Source organism: Streptomyces sp. SBT349 (genome assembly GCF_001083795.1).
Lineage (GTDB): Bacteria > Actinomycetota > Actinomycetes > Streptomycetales > Streptomycetaceae > Streptomyces.
Map to the genome: position 1 here is coordinate 39,432 of NZ_LAVK01000005.1, position 19,861 is coordinate 59,292.

At 73.7% G+C, this 19,861-nt stretch carries 14 protein-coding genes; 7 read left to right on the forward strand and 7 right to left on the reverse strand.

What is annotated here, in order from left to right:
* Nucleotides 1-68 precede the first annotated feature (68 nt).
* Nucleotides 69-2,633, forward strand: coding sequence for an alpha-glucan family phosphorylase (glgP, locus tag ADY01_RS01400; protein WP_049564350.1), 2,565 nt, complete (start codon nt 69-71; stop codon nt 2,631-2,633).
* Between the two features lie 211 nt (nt 2,634-2,844).
* On the opposite strand, the gene ADY01_RS01405 is transcribed toward glgP, so the two are convergent.
* Nucleotides 2,845-4,719, reverse strand: a complete 1,875-nt coding sequence (locus ADY01_RS01405; RefSeq protein ID WP_049564352.1) for an ABC transporter ATP-binding protein — start codon at nt 4,717-4,719, stop codon at nt 2,845-2,847.
* Nucleotides 4,716-6,530 (reverse strand): ABC transporter ATP-binding protein, encoded by a 1,815-nt coding sequence (locus ADY01_RS01410; protein ID WP_049564354.1) that lies wholly within the window; start codon nt 6,528-6,530, stop codon nt 4,716-4,718. Before ADY01_RS01410 ends, ADY01_RS01405 begins: the two co-directional genes overlap by 4 nt.
* 122 nt (nt 6,531-6,652) lie before the next feature.
* On the opposite strand from ADY01_RS01410, the gene ADY01_RS01415 reads away from it, so the two are divergent.
* Complete coding sequence (locus tag ADY01_RS01415; RefSeq protein WP_049564381.1) at nt 6,653-6,964, forward strand: hypothetical protein; 312 nt, start codon at nt 6,653-6,655, stop codon at nt 6,962-6,964.
* Nucleotides 6,965-6,974: 10 nt separating this feature from the next.
* Here ADY01_RS01415 and ADY01_RS01420 read toward each other — a convergent pair whose 3' ends face one another.
* From ADY01_RS01420 to ADY01_RS01430, 3 genes are all read right to left on the reverse strand, one after another.
* Entirely contained in the window at nt 6,975-7,421 is a 447-nt protein-coding gene (locus ADY01_RS01420; RefSeq protein WP_049564356.1) for an ATP-binding protein, read from the reverse strand.
* 108 nt (nt 7,422-7,529) lie between these two features.
* Complete coding sequence (locus ADY01_RS01425; RefSeq protein ID WP_049564359.1) at nt 7,530-8,306, reverse strand: enoyl-CoA hydratase/isomerase family protein; 777 nt, start codon at nt 8,304-8,306, stop codon at nt 7,530-7,532.
* A gap of 36 nt (nt 8,307-8,342) precedes the next feature.
* Complete coding sequence (locus ADY01_RS01430; protein WP_078899904.1) at nt 8,343-9,509, reverse strand: L,D-transpeptidase family protein; 1,167 nt, start codon at nt 9,507-9,509, stop codon at nt 8,343-8,345.
* A gap of 285 nt (nt 9,510-9,794) precedes the next feature.
* Here ADY01_RS01430 and glgX point away from each other — a divergent pair, with 285 nt between their 5' ends.
* From glgX to metG, 5 genes are all read left to right on the forward strand, one after another.
* Nucleotides 9,795-12,005, forward strand: coding sequence for a glycogen debranching protein GlgX (glgX, locus tag ADY01_RS01435; protein ID WP_049564361.1), 2,211 nt, complete (start codon nt 9,795-9,797; stop codon nt 12,003-12,005).
* A gap of 129 nt (nt 12,006-12,134) precedes the next feature.
* A complete protein-coding gene (locus ADY01_RS01440) occupies nt 12,135-12,905 on the forward strand; it encodes an ABC transporter ATP-binding protein (RefSeq protein WP_049564364.1) in 771 nt (256 codons plus the stop codon).
* Nucleotides 12,902-15,460, forward strand: a complete 2,559-nt coding sequence (locus ADY01_RS01445) for an ABC transporter permease (protein ID WP_049564366.1) — start codon at nt 12,902-12,904, stop codon at nt 15,458-15,460. The genes ADY01_RS01440 and ADY01_RS01445 overlap by 4 nt, the downstream gene beginning before the upstream one ends.
* A gap of 122 nt (nt 15,461-15,582) precedes the next feature.
* On the forward strand, nt 15,583-16,056 hold the full coding sequence (locus ADY01_RS01450; RefSeq protein ID WP_049564368.1) for a VOC family protein: 474 nt from the start codon (nt 15,583-15,585) through the stop codon (nt 16,054-16,056).
* A 98-nt stretch (nt 16,057-16,154) separates the two neighbouring features.
* Nucleotides 16,155-17,756: a methionine--tRNA ligase gene (gene metG / locus ADY01_RS01455; protein ID WP_049564370.1), complete on the forward strand. Its 1,602-nt coding sequence runs from the start codon at nt 16,155-16,157 to the stop codon at nt 17,754-17,756.
* A 97-nt stretch (nt 17,757-17,853) separates the two neighbouring features.
* Here the strand turns inward: metG and ADY01_RS01460 are convergent, their stop codons facing one another.
* Together ADY01_RS01460 and ADY01_RS01465 are read right to left on the reverse strand one after the other, a co-directional pair.
* Nucleotides 17,854-18,687 (reverse strand): HpcH/HpaI aldolase/citrate lyase family protein, encoded by an 834-nt coding sequence (locus ADY01_RS01460; protein WP_049564372.1) that lies wholly within the window; start codon nt 18,685-18,687, stop codon nt 17,854-17,856.
* Nucleotides 18,684-19,861: CoA transferase (locus ADY01_RS01465; protein WP_049564374.1), on the reverse strand; the 1,178-nt coding region annotated here is incomplete at its 5' end. The genes ADY01_RS01465 and ADY01_RS01460, both read right to left, overlap by 4 nt.

Here is a 19,861-nt window from a genome sequence, read left to right on the forward strand (position 1 = left end):
GGGCCCATTCCAGCCGAATCGGCCGGAATCCCCCGCTCCCGCCCCCGGGCCCCGGCTACGGTCGGAACGTGAAGGCCATCCGTCGATTCTCCGTGCGCCCCGTCCTTCCCGACCCCCTCCGTCCCCTCCAGGAGCTCGCGTTCAACCTCCGCTGGTCCTGGCATCCCGAGACCCGTGAGCTGCTGCGCTCCGTCGCCCCCGACGACTGGCAGGCCGCGGGCGAGGACCCGGTCCGGCTGCTGGGCTCCGTCTCCGCCGGCCGGCTGGCCGCGCTGGCCGCCGACCGGGGGTTCCTGCGCCGCCTCGGCGTGGCCATCGGCGATCTGCGTGACTACCTGACCGAGCCCCGCTGGTACCAGCAGGCCGACGCCAGGGCCGGCGGCGAACTGCCGCGCGCCATCGCCTACTTCTCCCCGGAGTTCGGCATCACCGCCGCCCTCCCGCAGTACTCGGGGGGCCTGGGCATCCTGGCGGGCGACCACCTGAAGGCCGCGAGCGACCTGGGCGTGCCGCTGATCGGCGTCGGCCTCCTCTACCGGCACGGGTACTTCCGGCAGAGCCTGTCGCCCGACGGCTGGCAGCAGGAGCACTACCCGGTGATCGACCCGCACGAGCTGCCGCTCACCCCGCTCACCGAGTCCGACGGCTCGCGCGCCCTGGTGCAGATCGCGCTCCCCGGCGGGCGCGCCCTCACCGCGCAGGTCTGGCAGGTCAAGGTCGGCAGGGTGCCGCTGCTCCTCCTCGACTCCTCCCACCCGGAGAACGGCCCGGCCGAACGCGACGTCACCGACCGGCTCTACGGCGGCGGCAGCGAGCACCGGCTCCTCCAGGAGATGCTGCTCGGCATCGGCGGGATGCGCGCGGTCCGCTCGTTCTGCCGGATCACCGGGCACGCGGAGCCCGAGGTCTGCCACATGAACGAGGGACACGCCGGGTTCCTCGGCCCCGAGCGCATCCGCGAGCTGGGCGAGATGGGCGTCGGCTTCGACGCGGCCCTGTGGTCCGTGCGCTCCGGCACCGTCTTCACCACCCACACCCCCGTCCCCGCGGGCATCGACCGGTTCCCCGAGGAGCTGGTGGCCCGCCATTTCGGCGACGGCGGCGAGCTGGCCGGTCTCGGCACCGAGGCGCTGCTCGCCCTCGGCCGCGAGACCACGGCCGAGGGCGAGCCCACGCAGTTCAACATGGCCGTCCTCGGCCTGCGCACCGCGCAGCGCGCCAACGGCGTCTCGGTCCTCCACGGCCACGTCAGCCGCAGCATGTTCTCCGGCCTCTGGCCGGGGTTCGACGCCGAGGAGGCCCCCATCGGGTCCGTCACCAACGGCGTCCACGCCCCCACCTGGACCGCCGACGCGATGCGGCGCGCCAGGTCGGCGACCCTGTCCGACGCGGAGCTGTGGGACCTGCGCCGCACCCTGCGCGAGCAGCTGGTCCACGAGGTGCGGGCCAGGCTCCGCGCCTCGTGGCGGCAGCGCGGCGCGGGCCAGGCCGAGCTGGGCTGGGTGGACGACGTCCTCGACCCGGAGGTGCTGACCATCGGGTTCGCCCGCCGCGTCCCCTCCTACAAGCGGCTCACCCTGATGCTCCACGACCCCGAGCGCCTGCGCGCCCTGCTGCTCCACCCGGAGCGGCCCGTGCAGATCGTCGTCGCGGGCAAGGCGCACCCGGCGGACGACGGCGGCAAGCGGCTCATCCAGGAGCTGGTGCGCTTCGCCGATGACGCCTCGGTCCGCCGCCGCATCGTCTTCCTCCCCGACTACGGCATGGGCATGGCCCGCTCGCTGTACGCGGGGTGCGACGTCTGGCTGAACAACCCGCTGCGCCCGCTGGAGGCGTGCGGCACCTCGGGGATGAAGGCCGCGCTCAACGGCTGCCTCAACCTGTCGGTGCGGGACGGCTGGTGGGACGAGTGGTTCGACCCGGACTTCGGCTGGGAGATCCCCACGGCCGACGGGCTGGCCGCCGCCGCGCCGGACCGCCGCGACGGCATCGAGGCCGCCGCCCTCTACACGCTGCTGGACGAGCAGGTGGCGCCCTGCTTCTACGACCGCGGGATGAGCCGGTCGGGGCTGCCCATCCGCTGGCTGGAGATGGTCAGGGCCACGCTCGACCGGCTCGGGCCCCGGGTGCTCGCCGACCGGATGCTCCGCGAGTACGTCACCGGCTACTACGCCCCCGCCGCGGCCTCCCACCGGGCGATGACCGCGGAGGCGGCGGCCGAGCTGGCGGAGTTCACCTCCCGCGTGCGGCAGGCGTGGCCGCGGGTCGCCGTGGAGCACGTGGAGCCGGGCACCGAGCCGCCGACGCTGGGCGGCACCGTCTCGCTCAAGGTCAGGGTGGCCCTGGGCGACCTGGACCCCGGGGGCGTCGAGGTGCAGGCGGTCACCGGGCGGGTGGACAGCGACGACACGCTGGCCGACCAGGGCCATGTGCAGCTCAAGCCCGACGGCGGGCCCGACCTGGCCGGGCGCTGGACGTTCACCGGCGAGCTGACGCTCCAGCGGCCGGGACCGTTCGGCTACACCGTCCGGGTGCTGCCCTCCCACCCGCTGCTGGCCCACCGCGCGGAGCTGGGCCTGATGGCCCTGCCGGGCGAGGAGTCCGCCGACACCTCGGGGGTGCTCTTTCGTTGAGAAGGGGCAGCCGTTGAGAAGGGGCAGCCGTTGAGAAGGGGCAGCCGTTGAGAAGGGGCAGCCGTTGAGAAGGGGCAGCCGTTGAGAAGGGGCAGCCGTTGAGAAGGGGCAGCCGTTGAGAAAGGGCTGCCGGTGAGAGAGCGCGAGGCCCCGCCCCGGGATCGGGGCGGGGCCTCGCGCTGCCCGCCGGAGGGCGCCGCCGGGCCCGCCGTCAGGCCAGGCTCTCGCGCCAGGCCCGGTGGAGGTCGGAGAACCGGCCCGTGCCCGCGATCAGTTCGGCCGGCGGGCCGTCCTCGACGATGCGCCCGCCCTCCATCACCAGCACCCGGTCGGCGATCTCGACCGTGGAGAGCCGGTGCGCGATCAGCAGGGCCGTGCGCCCGCGCAGCACCGTGACCATGGCGTCCTGCACGGCCTTCTCGCCCGGGATGTCCAGCGAGGACGTCGCCTCGTCCAGCAGCACCACCGCCGGGTCGGCGAGCAGCACGCGGGCGAACGCGACGAGCTGCCGCTGCCCGGCCGAGATCCGGCCGCCGCGCTTGCGGACGTCCGTGTCGTACCCGGCAGGCAGCGAGGCGATGAAGTCGTGGGCGCCAATCGCCTTCGCCGCCCGTTCGATCGCGTCGCGGGAGGCGTCCGGCCTGCCGATCGCGATGTTCTCCGCGACGGTGCCGGAGAAGAGGAACGCCTCCTGCGTCACCATCACCACGCCGCGCCGCAGCTCGGCGGTGGTCAGCTCGCGCAGGTCGGTGCCGTCCATCAGCACCCGGCCCTCGGTCGGGTCGTAGAACCGCGCCAGCAGCTTGGCCAGCGTCGACTTGCCCGCGCCCGTCGCGCCGACCAGCGCCGTCGTCTCGCCGGCGGCCAGCGTCAGCCGGAACCGCGGCAGCACCTCGCCGCCCGTCCGGTAGGCGAACCGCACGTCGTCGAAGACGACCTCGCGCCCAGGAAGCGCCTCGGGGCGCGGCGGCAGCTCCACCGGCCGCTCCGGCTCCGGCACGTCGGGCCGCTGGTAGAGCAGCCCCGAGATCTTGTCCAGCGAGGCGCCGGCGGACTGGTAGTTGTTCAGCATCATGGCGAAGCGGTCCAGCGGGTCGTACAGCCGCCGGATGTACAGCGCGCCGGCGGCGAGCGCGCCGATCTCCATCGCGCCCGCGGTCACCCGGTGCGCGCCCCACAGCACGATCCCGGCGACCGCGGTGCTGGCGATCAGCCGGGAGAGCACCACGAAGCGGCCCATCTCCAGGTTGGTGTCCGCGTTGACCAGCTCGTGCCGCCGGTTGAGCGCGCCGAACGCCTCGTCGTTCGCCTTCTCGCGGCGGAACGCCTTCACGGGGCGGATGCCGTTGAGCGTCTCGGCGAACTTCACGATGACCGCGGCGATCGCCGTGGACTTCCTGGCGAACCGCTCGGCCGCCCGCCGCCGGTAGTTGCGCACCAGGAAGTAGAGCGGGATGAACGACAGCAGCGCGCCGAGGCCGAGGCCCACGTCCAGGTAGAAGAGGAGCGCGCCGATGTAGACGATGGAGACCAGGATGATCAGCAGCTCCTGGAGGCCCTCGTTGAGCAGCTCGCGCAGCGACTGGACGTCGCTGGTCGAGCGGGATATCAGCCGGCCCGAGGTGAACCGGTCGTGGAAGTCCAGGCTGAGCGCCTGCGCGTGCCGGTAGATGCGACCGCGCAGCTCCAGCAGGATCGACTGGTTGATCCGGGCGGCCACCCTGATGAACGTGAACTGGAGCAGCCCGGCGCCCAGCGCGCAGATCACGTAGGCGATGGCCACGGCGGTCAGCGGGCCGCTGTCGTCGTCGCGCAGGGCGGGCACGCCGCTGTCGATGGCGTACGCCACCAGCAGCGGAACGGCCTGCACCGCCGCCTGCTGGGTGAGCAGCAGCAGCGCGCCCAGCGCGACCTTGCCGCGGTGCGGGCGGAGCAGCGAGAAGAGGAGCGTGCGCGAGGAGTTCTTCGGGGCGGGCAGCCTGTCCTGGGTGACGGGGTCGGGCCCGGCGGCGGGCCGTCCCCTCGCCGCGCCGGTGCCGGGGGCCGTGGCCGCGTCCTTCGGCTTCTTGGGGGTGGTGGTGGTCATGACACGGACACCTCGGTCTGCTCGCCTGTCATCAGGTGCCGGTACTCGGCGTTGGTGTGCAGCAGTTCGGTGTGGGTGCCGATGGCGGCGACGCGTCCGCCGGACAGCAGCGCCACCCGGTCGGCGAGCTGCACGGTGGAGGGGCGGTGGGCGATGACCAGCGCGGTGGTCTCGCTCAGCACGTCGCGCAGCGCCGCCTCGACCCGCGCCTCGGTGTGCACGTCGAGCGCGGAGAGCGGGTCGTCGAGCACCAGGAAGCCCGGCCTGCCGACGACCGCGCGGGCCAGCGCGAGCCGCTGGCGCTGGCCGCCGGACAGGCTCAGGCCCTGCTCGCCGACCTCGGTCTCCACGCCCTGCGGCAGGGCGCGGACGAAGCCGTCGGCCTGGCTGACGCGCAGGGCGCGCGCCAGGTCGTCCTGGCCGGCGCCGTCCGAGCCCATCAGCACGTTCTCCCTGACCGACGCGGAGAACAGCGTCGGCTCCTCGAACGCGACGGCGACCCGGGCGCGCACCTCCTGCCGTGTGAGCGTGGCGATGTCGGTGCCGTCGAGCAGGATGCGGCCCGAGGTGAGCTCGTGCAGCCGGGGCACCAGGCCGATGAGCGTCGTCTTCCCGCTGCCCGTGCCGCCGACCAGGGCCAGGGTCTCGCCCGGCCTGACGTGCAGGTCGACCCCGTCGAGCACGGGCGGGCTGCCGGGCGGGCTGTCGGGGAAGCGGAAGACCACGTTCTCGAAGCGGAGGCCGTCGGGGGCCGCGTCACCGGCGCCGCCGGCGCCCGCGGCGCCCGTCTCCCGGCCGGTCTCGGGGGTGACCTCGGCGTCCATCACCTCGAAGAAGCGGTCGGCGGCGGTGGCCGACTCGTTGCACATGGCGAGCAGGAAGCCGATCGACTCGATCGGCCAGCGCAGCGCCATGGCGGTGGTGGTGAACGCCACCAGCGTGCCCGCGGTGAGGGAGCCGTCGGCCACCTGGTTCACGCCGATGACCAGGGCGATGCCGAGGAAGAGCTCGGGGAGGGCCAGGATGACCAGCCAGATCAGGGAGAGCAGGCGCGTCTTGTGCAGCTCGGTCTCCATGAGCTGCCGGGAGAGCGCCCGGAACGCCCTGGCCTGGCTGCGGTGCCTGCCGAAGCCCTTGATGATGCGGATGCCGAGGATCGACTCCTCGATCACGGTGGTGAGGTCGCCCATCTGGTCCTGCGCGCGGCGGGCCACGACGGTGAAGCGGGTCTCGAAGAGCCAGCACAGCGCGATCAGCGGCACCACGGGGACGATGAGCACCAGCCCGAGCAGCCAGTCCTGGGCCATCAGCACGCCGAAGCCGATGACGATGGTGGCGGTGTTGACGATGAGGAACGTCAGCCCGAACGCGAGGAACATGCGCAGCAGCTGGAGGTCGCCCGTGCCGCGGGAGAGGAGCTGTCCGGTGGGCCAGCGGTCGTGGAAGGTGACCGGGAGCCGCTGGAGGTGCCCGTACAGCGCGGCGCGCATGCCGGCCTCGACGCCCGCGAGGGGACGGGCGACCAGCCGGCGCCGCAGCCAGAAGAGGACGGCCTCCACGTAGCCGATGAGGAGGAGCAGGCCACCGCCCAGCCACAGCCCGGTGGTGTCGCCGTCGGCGACGGGGCCGTCCACGATCCACTTGAGGATCAGGGGCATGATCAGGCCCATGGAGGCGGCTACGATCGCCACACCGGCGGCGCCGAAGACGGGGGCCCGGACGGGGCGGACGTAAGGCCACAGCCGGAGGAGAGAGCGGACGACGGAACGTTTTCGGGCAGGGGACGCTGGGGGACCGGCTGAGGCAGACATCAGATCGAGCCTACGATCCCGGTCTGACGGTGCCCATGGGTTTTTGGTCCCGGGCCGGTCCTAGGACCCGCGTCGGACGCCGTCGTATGCCACTGTCAGTGGCCTCTTCTACGCTGGCGGCCATGAGTCAGCAGTCACAGTTGCGGGATGTGCAGGCGGCCCTGCGGACCGCGACCGACATCGCCTTCGACCAGGAGCCGCCCTCGGGGGAGCAGGCCGAGGTGCTGGTGGACGCGTTGCGGAGGGCGCTGGCCTCGGCGCAGTCCCTCAGCGGCGGGCCGGGGGCGACGGGGTGCCGCGAGCATCCGCGGGGAGCGGTGGATCCGCTGTACGGGGACCAGGAGGATCCCCTGCCTCCCGGCTGGGGCAAGTGCCTCCTGTGCAACGACCGCCGCCGCAGGGCCGGCCGGGGCCTGGCGGGCAGGCGCCCATGACGGCCGGTCCCTAGGGGCGGAGCTCGCGGTGCGCGATCCGCATGTCGAACCACGTCCGCTTGCCGTGGGGGAGCAGGTCCACGCCCCACCGGTCGGCCAGGGTGTCCACCAGGAAGAGGCCCCGTCCGCTGGTGACGTCCATCGCGCAGACCGGGAGCTGGCAGGGCAGCGCCCGGGACGGGTCGCGGACCTCGATGCGGATCCAGCCACGGCGGCGGCGGATCCGGAGGCCGAATGCCGGCGCCCCGGCGTGCAGCACCGCGTTCCCCACCAGCTCGGAGACCAGCAGGACCGCGTCCTGCGTCAGCTCGGGCGGCAGCATCCACCGGTGCTGGAGCTGCCGCTGCGTCAGGCGTCTGGCGATGCGGGCCGAGCTCGGCTGGGAGGGCAGGCGGATCTCACCGGCGGAGGGATCCGCGGACAGCGCGTCCTCCGCCACTTCCACGACATCCGGCATGCCCCCATGATGGCGCGCATATGCCTGGCTCGGGGGCGGTTCCGGGGTAACTGACCCGTGTGGGGTGAGTGTTCCTGACGCGGTCGTCCACATATGCCCACGGCAGCGTCAGCCGCGTGGCCAGTACCGCGCCTTGCCCGGCCCCTCCTCCACGAAGCTGCGCATGCCGTACTCCCGGTCCTCGGTGGCGAACAGCTGCGCGAACCAGGCGCGTTCGACCGTCAGGCCCGTCGCGAGGTCGGTCTCCAGTCCCGCGTCCACCGCCTCCTTGGCGGCGCGCAGGGCGGTGGCGGGGCCGGCGGCGAGCCGGGCCGCCCAGGCGTGGGCCTCCGCGTGGACGTCGGCGGCCGGGACGACCCGGTCCACGAGGCCGATGGCGAGCGCCTCGTCGGCCTTCACCATCCGGCCGGTGAAGATGAGGTCCTTGGCCCGGCCGGGGCCGATCAGCCGGGGGAGCCGCTGGGTGCCGCCGGCGCCCGGGATGACGCCCAGCAGGATCTCCGGCTGGCCCAGCCTGGCGTCGTCCGCCGCGAACCGGACATCCGCGCAGAGCGCCAACTCGCAGCCGCCCCCGAGCGCGTAGCCGGTGATGGCGGCGACGACCGGCTTGGGGATGTTCGCCACGGCGGTGAACGCGTCCTGGAGGCCGCGGGCCCTGGCGATCATCGCCTCGTGGTCCATGGCCCGCATCTCCTTGATGTCCGCCCCGGCCGCGAACACCTTCTCCCCGCCCCACAGCACCACGGCCCGCACGTCGTCCCGGCCGGTGACCTCCTCGGCCAGTGCGCGCAGCCGGTCCTGCGTGGCGACGTCGAGCGCGTTCATGGGCGGACGGTCGAGGCGGATCGTGCCGACGCCGTCCGCCACTTCCAGATGCACAGTCATGCGGGTCAGGCTAGCGACCGTGCGTGGCCCGGGTGTTCACTGCCCGGCGCCCCACTCGTCCCAGTCCATGTTCCAGCCGTTGATGCCGTTGTCCGGGGCGATGATGTCGTCGTCGGAGTTGATGACCTCGACCACGTCGCCGATGATCGAGTTGTCGTAGAACCAGGCTCCGGGAGTGGACGAGTCGCCCGCTCCCCGGGCGTCCTTGAGGCCGATGCAGCCGTGGCTGACGTTCTGGCTGCCGAACGTGGCGCCGCCCGCCCAGTAGTTGCCGTGGATGAACGTGCCCGAGGTGCTCAGCCGCATGGCGTGCGGGACGTCGGGGATGTCGTACTCGCCGCCGAAGCCCACCGTGGCGCCGTCCATCCGCGTCTCGCGGTGCTTCTCGGTGATCACCATCCTGCCGTTCCACGTCGGCGTGGCGGCGGCCCCGGTGGTGACCGGGATGGTCCTGAGGGTCTCGCCGTCGCGCACGACCTTCATCGTCTTGGCGCCCGCGTCCACGGTGGTCACCTGGGAGCGGCCGATGGTGAAGCTCAGGTCCTCATGCAGCGTGCCGTAGACGCCGGGCGCGCCCTCCACGCCGCGGACGCGGAACCGCACGTCGACCTCGGTACCCGCCTCCCAGTACGACTCGGGCCTGAAGTCGAGCCGCTGGGTGCCGAACCAGTGGCCGCGGACCTCCGTGCCCGACTCCGTGGTGACCGAGACGGCGTCCCGCACGGCCGCCGTGTCCTCGATGGGCGTGTCGAACGTCATCGACAGGATCATCCCCACCCCGACGGTGGCGCCGTCCGAGAGGTTCCAGTTGCTGGTGAACGTGGCGTCCGCGGGCACCGTGGTGAACCCGGCCTCCGCCGTGGCCGCCCGGCCCTCGGCGTTCTCGCCGACGGCGGTCACGGTGTACTCCGTGTCGTTGGCCAGGTGCTCCTCCGGCTGCCAGCCGGTGCCGTCCTCCGCCAGCTCGCCCGGCACCTCGGCGCCCTCGGGCCCGGTCACCTTCACCTCGGTGAGCGTGCCGTGCTCGGCGCTCACCGCCAGCGCGCCCGAGGTGGCCACGCCGGTGGCCCCGTCCTCGGGCGCGATGGTTATCTCCACCGCGGGGGCGGCGCTCGGCGACGGATCGCCCTCGCCCCCCGGCTCCTCCGCCTCGCCGCTCCCGCTGCACGCCGTCACCGCCAGCAGCATCAGCACGCCCACCATCACCGAGACCGGTCGCGTCCTCACGATCGTCCCTCTCCCCTCACACCCCTGATGGGGCCATATCATCACACCGCGCGGGTGCGCGGAGGACCGTGCCGTGTCACCGTTGCGTCGCGGTGCACGGCCGCCCGCCGGACGCGTGACACCGTGGCAACAGAACAAAACGCTCTCGACCGGGCCAAACTGATTGAATGCCGTCTGTGGCCCCGCACCGTCGCGCGACAGCGCGTGAGGGCGGGCCCGCCCGCGGGAAGAATCAGGGCGAGCGACCATTGGAGGGCACGCGTGTCCCAGGCACCTGAGCGTGTGAGGACCGACGTCTGGCCCGGCCGCCCGCAGCCGCTCGGCGCCCGCTTCCGCGCCGGGCCCGACGGGATCGAGGGGACCAACTTCGCCCTCTGGGCGGGCGGCGCCGATCTGGTCGAGCTGTGCCTCTTCGACGACGAGGGGCGCGAGACCCGCTGTTCCCTCGAAGAGCTCACCCATGAGATCTTCCACGGCTTCCTGCCCGGTATTCGTCCGGGACAGCGGTACGGGTACCGGGTCCACGGCCCGTGGGACCCGGCCGGGGGTGCCCGGTGGAACGCGGCGAAGCTCCTGCTCGACCCCTACGCCCAGGCCGTCGACGGCGACTACGGGCGCCTGCCCCCCGAGGTCTACGGGCACCAGCGCGACCACCACCGCCAGGACATCGCCGACACCGTCCGCGACGACCGCGACTCCGCGCCGTTCGTCCCCAAGGGCGTGGTGGTCCACGACACCGAGAGCTGGGCGGACGACCGGCGGCCCAAGACGCCGTGGGCGGACTCGGTCATCTACGAGCTGCACGTCCGCGGCTTCACCACCCGCCACCCCGGCGTCCCGCCCGAGCTGCGCGGCACCTACGCGGGCCTCGGCCACCCCGCCGCCGTCGAGCACCTCGCCGGCCTCGGGATCACCGCGGTCGAGCTGCTGCCGGTCCACCAGTTCGCCCACGAGGACCACCTGCTCCGCCGCGGCCTGCGCGACTACTGGGGCTACAACTCCATCGGGTACTTCGCGCCGCACGCCGCCTACAGCGCCTCGGGCACCCGCGGCCAGCAGGTCGGTGAGTTCAAGCGCATGGTCCGCGCCCTGCACGCGGCCGGCATCGAGGTCATCCTCGACGTCGTCTACAACCACACCGCCGAGGCCGGCGAGTTCGGCCCCACCCTCTCCCTGCGCGGCATCGCCAACCCCGGCTACTACCGGCTGGCCCAGGACCCGCGCCGCTACGCCGACTACACCGGCTGCGGCAACACGCTCCACGTCGTCCAGCCGCAGGCGCTGCGGCTGATCACCGACTCGCTGCGCTACTGGGTCCAGGAGATGGGCGTCGACGGCTTCCGCTTCGACCTGGCGGCGGCGCTCGCGCGCTCCTTCCACGACGTGGACATGCTCTCCCCGTTCCTCGCCGTCATCGCCCAGGACCCGGTGCTGCGCGGGGTCAAGCTCATCGCCGAGCCGTGGGACATCGGCAGCGGCGGCTACCAGGTCGGCGCGTTCCCCCCGCTGTGGACGGAGTGGAACGACCGTTACCGCGACGCCGCCCGCGACTACTGGCGCGGCGCCCTGCCGGACGTGCGCGACCTCGGGTACCGGCTGTCGGGGTCGAGCGACCTCTACGCCTGGGGCGGGCGCCGCCCCTACGCCTCGGTCAACTTCATCACCGCGCACGACGGGTTCACCCTGCGCGACCTGGTCTCCTTCGAGCGCAAGCACAACGAGGCCAACGGCGAGGACAACCGCGACGGCACCAACGACAACCGCTCCTGGAACTGCGGCGCGGAGGGCGAGACCGACGACGAGCAGGTGAACGCCCTGCGCCGCCGCCAGCTGCGCAACATGCTCACCACGCTGCTGGTGTCCACCGGCGTCCCCATGCTGGTCGCGGGCGACGAGATGGGCCGCACCCAGGGCGGCAACAACAACGCCTACTGCCAGGACAACGAGATCAGCTGGATCGACTGGTCCCTGCGCGAGGACCCCGCCTGGGCGTCCCTGCTCGACCTCGTCCGGCGCCTGATCGCCCTGCGCGGCGACCATCCGGTCCTGCGCAGGCGCGCGTTCTTCTCCGGCCGCCGCCAGGGGCCCGAAGGGATAAGGGACCTGGGCTGGTTCACCGCGACGGGCCAGGAGATGACCGAGGGGGACTGGTACGCCCCCAGCGCCACGCTGGGCATGTTCCTGTCGGGCAGGGACATCCCGCAGCGTGACGCCAAGGGCCGGCCGGTGACCGACGACAGCTTCCTGGTGATCCTGCACGCCGGAGCGGAGCCCCTGGACTTCCCGCTCCCCGCGCAGCCCTGGGCCGACGCCTACGCGCTGCTGGTGGACACCTCGCGCGAGGACCAGCGGACGCCCCCCGGGACCGTGCACCACGGGGGCGCGACGATCACCGTTCCCGAACGCTCGGTCCTGCTGCTGCGCGCCCTCCCCCTCGCGGCGACCGCGCCGCCTCGCGGACCCGGGGAGTAGCCGGGACCCGCCCCCGGTACGCCAGGGGGAGCAGCGCGGGTGCCGCTGCGCGTACGACGACCCGGCGGCCGGGGCACGGGAGTCTCGCAGCGATGGGACTTTCGTCGCTACCGAGGAGCTGACCGCTCGATGAGAACCACCCCGACCCCCCGCACCGCAGCGGCGGCCCGCGTGGTCGACGCCGTCAAGATCTACGGCACGGGCGACACGGAGGTGACCGCGCTCGACGGCGTCAGCGTGGAGTTCGCCGCCGGGCGCTTCACCGCCATCATGGGCCCCTCCGGCTCGGGCAAGTCCACCCTCATGCACTGCGCGGCGGGGCTCGACACCCTCAGCCGGGGGAGCGCGTTCATCGGCGACACCGAGCTGACGGGCCTGGACGACCGCCGCCTCACCCTGCTGCGCCGCGACCGCGTCGGCTTCGTCTTCCAGGCGTTCAACCTGCTGCCGACGCTGACCGTCGCCGAGAACATCACGCTCCCCATGGACCTCGCGGGCACCCGCCCCGACGCCGGCTGGATCGACGCGCTGATCGACACCGTCGGCCTGCGCGACCGGCTCGCGCACCGGCCGAGCGAGCTCTCCGGCGGCCAGCAGCAGCGCGTCGCGGTGGCCCGCGCCTTCGCCGGGCGCCCCGACGTGGTCTTCGCCGACGAGCCCACGGGCAACCTCGACTCCCGCGCGGGCGACGAGGTGCTGCGGCTGCTCGGGCGCACCGCCCGCGAGATGGGCCGCACCGTGGTGATGGTCACGCACGACCCGGTGGCCGCCGCCCACGCCGACGAGGTGGTCTTCCTGGCCGACGGCCGCCTCGTGGACCGCATGGCCGAGCCGACGGCCGAGCGCGTGCTGGAGCGGATGCACGGATTCGTGACGGGCCCCTCGGCGGCGCGGTCATGAGCGGCAACCGCGCCGGTCTGCGCATCGGCCTCGCCTCCCTGCGGGGACACAAGCGGCGCTTCGCCGGAACGTTCGTGGCCGTGCTGCTCGGCGTCTCGTTCCTCGCCGGGACGCTCGTCATGGGCGACACCCTGCGCGCCGCGTTCGACACCATGTTCGGCAACGCGACCGGAGGCACCGACGCCGTCGTCCGCGCCGACCAGGCCATCACCGTGGACGGGCAGGACAGCCGGCCGCCGGTCGACACCGCGCTGCTGGCGGAGATCGAGGCGCTGCCCGGCGTGGCCTCGGCCGCGCCCAGCATCGAGGGCTCCGGCCGCCTGCTCGGCAGCGACGGGGAGGCGACCGGCACCAACGGACCGCCCACCCTGGCCGGCAACTGGATAGAGGACCCCGAGCTCAACGGCTACAGCCTCGCCGAGGGCCGCGCGCCCGAACGCTCCGGCGAGGCCGTCATCAACCGCGGCGTCGCCGAGTCGGGCGACCTGGAGATCGGCGACACCACCACCCTGCTGACCCCCGACCCGCTCCCGGTGACCATCACCGGCATCGCGACCTTCGCGGGCGAGGACGGCATGGGCCAGGTCACGTTCACCGGGCTGACCCGCGAGGACGCCGAGCGGTACCTCACCCCCGAGCCCGGCCAGGCGCAGTCCATCCTCATCCGCGCCGACGGGGGAACGGGCCAGGCCGACCTGGTCGAGGCGCTGGAGCCCGTGCTGCCCGAGGGCGTCGAGGCGGTCACCGGCGAGGAGTTCACCCAGGAGAGCGAGGAGGACGTCACCGGGCAGTTCCTCGGCGGCTTCACCACCGGACTGACCGCGTTCGCGGGCATCGCCATGCTGGTCGCCACCTTCAGCATCTACAACACCTTCGCCATCGTGGTCACCCAGCGCACCAGGGAGAACGCCCTGCTGCGCGCCCTGGGCGCCACCCGGCGGCAGGTCCTCGCGCAGACGCTGGCCGAGGCGCTGGCCGTCGGCACCGTCGCGGCACTGGCCGGGCTCGCGGGCGGCCTCGGCATCGCGGCCGGGCTCCAGGCGCTCTTCCCCGCGGTCGGCTTCCCGTTCCCCGACGGCGACCTGGTGATCACCACGACCTCGCTGGTCCTGCCGTTCGCGGTGGGCCTGCTGGTCTGCCTCGGCTCGGCGCTGGCGCCCGCCGTCCGGGCCGGCAGGACCGTGCCGCTGGCGGCGCTGCGCGAGACCGCGGTCGACACCGCGGACGCCTCCCGCGCCAGGGCCGTCACCGGGGCGGTCCTCGCCGCGGCCGGGGTCGCGCTGACGGTCGCGGGCGCCACCTCGGGTCCCTCCCTGACGCTGACGGTGACGGGCGCGGTGCTCTCCCTCGGCGCGTTCGTCGTGCTCGGCCCGGTCGCCTCCTCCTTCGCCGTCCGCGCGCTGGGCGCCCCGGCGGCACGGCTGCGCGGCGTCACCGCGAACCTCGCCCGGCGGAACGCGCTGCGCAGCCCCAAGCGGACGGCGGCCACCGCGACCGCGCTGATGATCGGGGTGACCGTGGTCTCGCTGTTCACGGTGCTCGGCGCGTCGCTGAAGACCTCGTTCGACGAGTCGGTCTCCCGGGCCTTCGCCGGCGATGTCGCGGTGCGCGCGCCCGGCTTCGCCATGGAGGGCGGCGCCCTCAGCCCCGCGCTGGCCCCCGCCGTGGGCGCGCTGCCCGAGGTGGAGCACGCGCTCGGCCTGGGCGGCGGCGTGTTCGAGATCGAGGGCGACGGGCAGCGGCTGACCGTCACCGACCCGGAGGCGATGAGCACCGTCCTCGACCTCGGCGCGGTGGACGGCGACCTGGGCGGCCTGGGCACCGACGGCATCGCCGTCTCCTCGGACGCGGCCGGGGAGAGGGGCTGGGAGCTCGGCACCACCGCCGAACTCACCTTCGCCGGCGGCGAGTCGGCGCCGTTCACCGTCCGTGCCGTGTACGCGCAGGACGACATCGCGGGCGACTACGTGATGTCCCGCGAGGGCTGGGCCCCGCACGCGGCCCAGGACTCCGACACGCTGGTCGCCGTCGCCTTCGCGGACGGCGTGGCCCTGGAGGACGGCGAGAACGCCGTCGCCGAGGCCGCGGCCGCCTACGGCAACCCGGAGGTGCAGACCAGGGACGAGTTCGCCGACGCCTCGGCGGCCGGTGTCGACATGATGCTCACCCTGGTCTACGCCCTGCTCGGCCTCGCCGTGCTCATCGCGCTGCTCGGCATCGCCAACACCCTGACCCTGGCCGTGCACGAGCGCACCAGGGAGCTGGGCATGCTGCGGGCGGTCGGCCAGACCCGTTCCCAGCTGCGGGCCATGGTCCGCTGGGAGTCGGTGCTGGTGGCGGCGTTCGGCACCGCCGGGGGCCTGGCGCTCGGCGCGTTCCTCGGCTGGGCCGTGGTGCGGGCCACCGACTCGGCGGGCACCGGCGCCTTCACCGTGCCGCCCACGCAGCTCGCCGTCATCGCGGCGGTCGCCCTGGTGGCCGGGGCGCTGGCGGGCTGGCGGCCGGCGCGGCGGGCCGCGCGCCTGGACGTGCTGCGCGCCATCGCCAGCGAGTGACGTCGGGCACGAGCGGACCGGCCGATGAGTTTCCGCTCCTCGGCCGGTCCCTTCTGTACGCGACCCACCGACCCACCGACCGACCGACGCCGACGCCGACGCCGACGCCCGAGGGGGCCACCATGCAGAAGATCACGACCTTCCTGTGGTTCGACCACCAGGCCGAGGAGGCCGCGGCCTTCTACACCTCGCTGTTCAAGGACTCGCGCATCCTGGAGGTCCAGCGCTACGGCGAGGCGGGACCGGGTCCCGAGGGATCGGCGATGACCGTGTCGTTCGAGCTGGCGGGCCAGCGGTACACCGCGCTCAACGGCGGCCCGCACTTCTCGTTCACCGAGGCGATCTCGCTCTACGTCGACTGCGAGGACCAGGCCGAGGTGGACGAGCTGTGGGCCAGGCTCACCGCCGACGGCGGCGAGGAGAGCCAGTGCGGCTGGCTGAAGGACAGGTACGGCCTGTCCTGGCAGATCGTCCCGCGCGCGCTGCCCGAACTGCTGGGCGGCGAGGACGCCGCCGCCTCGCAGCGGGTGATGCGGGCGATGCTCGGCATGAGGAAGATCGACGTCCAGGCCCTCGAAGACGCCGCGCGGGGCTGACCCCCGGCGGTCCCCGCCGGGCGTCGGCGCCGCCGGGGGGCGGCGCCGGCGCCCGGCCCGTTTCCGCCTGTCCGCGGCGCGCGGATAGGATCCCGGGCATGGCGGCCACCGGATCCACGGCGGGGGCGAAGGCGTACTACGTCTCGACTCCCATCTACTACGTCAACGACGCTCCTCATCTGGGCCACGCCTACACGACCGTCGCGGGCGACGTGCTCACGCGCTGGCACCGCCAGCGCGGCGAGAAGGTGTGGTACCTCACGGGCACGGACGAGCACGGTCAGAAGATCATGCGCACGGCCGAGGCCAACGGCGTCTCCCCGCAGGAGTGGTGCGACCGGCTGGTGGCCGACGCGTGGAAGCCCCTGTGGGAGCACCTCGGCATCGCCAACGACGACTTCATCCGCACCACCGAGCGGCGGCACACCGACCGGGTGCGGGAGTTCGTGCAGGCCCTCTACGACAAGGGCGAGATCTACCCCGGCGGGTACGAGGGGCCCTACTGCGTCGGCTGCGAGGAGTACAAGCTCCCCGGCGAGCTGCTGGAGGGCGAGGGCGGCGAGAAGCTCTGCCCGATCCACAAGCGGCCGGTGGAGCTGCTGAAGGAGGAGAACTACTTCTTCCGCCTCTCCGAATACGGCCCCCGGCTGCTGGAGCACTACGAGGCCCACCCGGAGTTCATCCAGCCGGAGTCCGCGCGGAACGAGGTGGTCAGCTTCGTCCGCCAGGGCCTCACGGACCTGTCGATCTCCCGCTCCACCTTCGACTGGGGCATCCCGGTGCCCTGGGACGAGCGGCACGTCATCTACGTGTGGGTCGACGCCCTGCTGAACTACGCGACGGCCGTGGGCTACGGCGCGGACGCCGAGCGGTTCGAGGGGACGTTCCCCGCCGACGTGCACCTGGTCGGCAAGGACATCCTCCGTTTCCACGCGGTGATCTGGCCCGCGATGCTCATGGCGAACGGGCTGCCGCTGCCCGGCAAGATCGCCGCCAACGGCTGGCTGATGGTCGGCGGCGAGAAGATGTCCAAGTCGAACCTGACGGGCATCAAGCCGCAGGACCTCACCTCCCACTTCGGCGTGGACGCCTACCGCTGGTACTTCCTGCGCGCCATCGCGTTCGGCAGCGACGGCTCGTTCTCCTGGGAGGACTTCACCGCCCGGTACACCTCCGAGCTCGCCAACGACTACGGCAACCTCGCCTCGCGCGTGGCGGCCATGGTCGGCCGGTACTTCGGCGGCACGCTGCCGGAGGCGGGCACGGTCGGCGACGCGGAGCGCGCCCTGCACGAGGGCCTGGCCACGGCCGTCGCCGAGGCCGACCGGCGCGTCGGCGAGGAGCTGGACTTCGCGGGCGGGATCGCGGCGGTCTTCGACTTCGTGAAGCAGGTCAACGGCTACCTCACGGAGCAGGAGCCCTGGAAGGTCGCCAAGGACACCTCCCCCGAGGCCCGGGACCGGCTGGCGACGATCCTGTACACGGCGGCCGAGTCCCTGCGGGCGATCGCCGTCCTGCTCCACCCGGTGATGCCGTCGACGTCCCAGGCGCTGTGGGAGTCGCTGGGCGCGGCCCCCGCGCTGGGAGAGCTGGCCGACCAGCGCGTCCAGGACGCGGGCACCTGGGGCCGCCTGCCCGCCGGTTCCACCGTCACCAAGGGCAAGGTCCTCTTCCCCCGCCTGGAGGAGCCTCCGGCCTGACCGCCCCCCGCCCCGGACCCGGTCCCCGGGTGGTTCGGTCTCTGTGCGGCTCGGGTCCCCCGGTGCCCGGCCCTCGTGGGGCTCGGGCCCCGCGGCCCTAGCGTTCGCGGGCCAGTGCCAGGGTGCGGTGGGCGCCGGCCAGGACCGCCGCGTCGACGAAGCGGCCGTCGGGCAGCGCCAGCGCCCCGGCCTCGGTGGCGCCGGCCCTGACGACCTCGCGGGCCGCCGCCACCTCCTCCTCCGTCGGCAGGAACGCCTCCTCGATCACCGGGAGCTGGCGCGGGTGGATGGCGGCCCTGCCCAGGAAGCCGAGGGCGCGCCCCTCCGCGCAGGAACGCGCCAGGCCCTCGGTGTCCCTGATGTCCGGGTACACGGACTGCGCCGGGGGCGCCGCCCCGGCGGCGCGCGCCGCCACCACGGTGCGGGAGCGCGGCCACGCCAGGCCCGCCGCGTCCCTGACGCCCAGGTCGGCCCGCAGGTCCGCCTCGCCCAGCGCGATTCCCCTGACGGCGGGGTGGGCTCCGGCCACGGCGAACGCCTGCTCCACGCCCAGCGCGCTCTCCAGCAGCGCGTAGAGCGGCGGCACCCGGGGCGCGTGGGCCAGCGCCCAGGCGGCGACGGTGGCGATGTCGCCCGGCCCGCTGACCTTGGGCAGCCGCAGCCCCCCGAGCCCCGGCAGCGGCACGAGACGCCGCACCTCGGCCCGCGCCAGCGGCCCGTCGAGCGCGTTGACCCGGACGTGCACCGGCACCGGCCCCGGCTCGGACAGCAGCTCGGCGGTGGCGTCCAGCGCGTACCGCTTGCGGCCGGGCGCGACCGCGTCCTCCAGGTCGGCGATGACGACATCGGCGCCCGAGCGCAGCGCCTTGGCGACCACATCGGGCCGGTCGGCCGGGGCGTAGAGCCAGGTCAGGAAGGAGCCCGTGGTCACAGCGCGCCGCCGGCCCGCAGGGAGGCGATCTCCTCGTGCGACAGGCCGAGCCCGGTGAGCACCGCGTCGGTGTCGGCGCCGTGCGGGCGCCCGGCCCAGCGGATGGCGCCCGGCGTCGCCGAGAGGCGGAAGAGGACGTTCTGCATGCGCAGGGTGCCCAGCTCCTCGTCCTCCACCTCGGTGACCGAGCCGAGCGCCCGGTACTGCTCGTCCTCCAGCACGTCGCGGATGTCGTTGACCGGCGCGATCGCCGCCTCGGCCCGTTCGAACGCGTCGATCACCTCGGCGCGGTCGTGGCGGGCGATCCAGGCCCCCACGGCCTCGTCCAGCTCGTCGGCGTGCCGGGCACGCCCGCGGCCGGTGGCGAACCACTCCTCGCCGATCACCTCGGGCAGCCCGACCAGCCGCATCACGCGCTCGGCGATGGACTGCGCCGAGGTGGAGACGGCGACCCAGCGCCCGTCGGCGGTGCGGTAGGTGTTGCGCGGCGCGTTGTTCGTGGAGCGGTTGCCGGTGCGCTGCTGGACATAGCCGAGCTGGTCGTACCAGAGGGGGTGCGGCCCGAGCACGGTCAGCATCGGCTCGATGATCGCCATGTCGACCACCTGCCCCTGGCCCGTTCGGTCGCGGCCCGCGAGGGCGGTCATCACGGCGTAGGCGGTGGCCAGCGCGGCGATCGAGTCGGCCAGGCCGAACGGCGGCAGCGTCGGCGGCCCGTCCGGCTCGCCGGTGATCGCGGCGAAGCCGCTCATCGCCTCGGCGAGCGTGCCGAACCCGGGTCGGCGGGCGTACGGGCCGAACTGGCCGAAGCCGGTGACGCGCGCCAGCACCAGGCGGGGGTTGGCGGCGGACAGCTCGTCCCACCCCAGGCCCCACTTCTCCAGGGTGCCGGGCCTGAAGTTCTCCACGACGACGTCCGCCTCGGCGGCCATCCGCAGCAGGACCTCCCGGCCGCCGGGGGTGGAGAGGTCCAGGGTGATGGTCTTCTTGTTGCGGCCCAGGAGCTTCCACCACAGGCCCACGCCGTCCTTGCTGGGGCCGTGGCCCCGGGACGGGTCGGGCCTGCGGGGGTGCTCGACCTTGATCACCTCGGCGCCGAAGTCGCCGAGCATGGTGGCGGCGAGCGGCCCCGCGAAGAGGGTCGCCAGGTCGAGGACGCGCAGCCCTTCGAGGG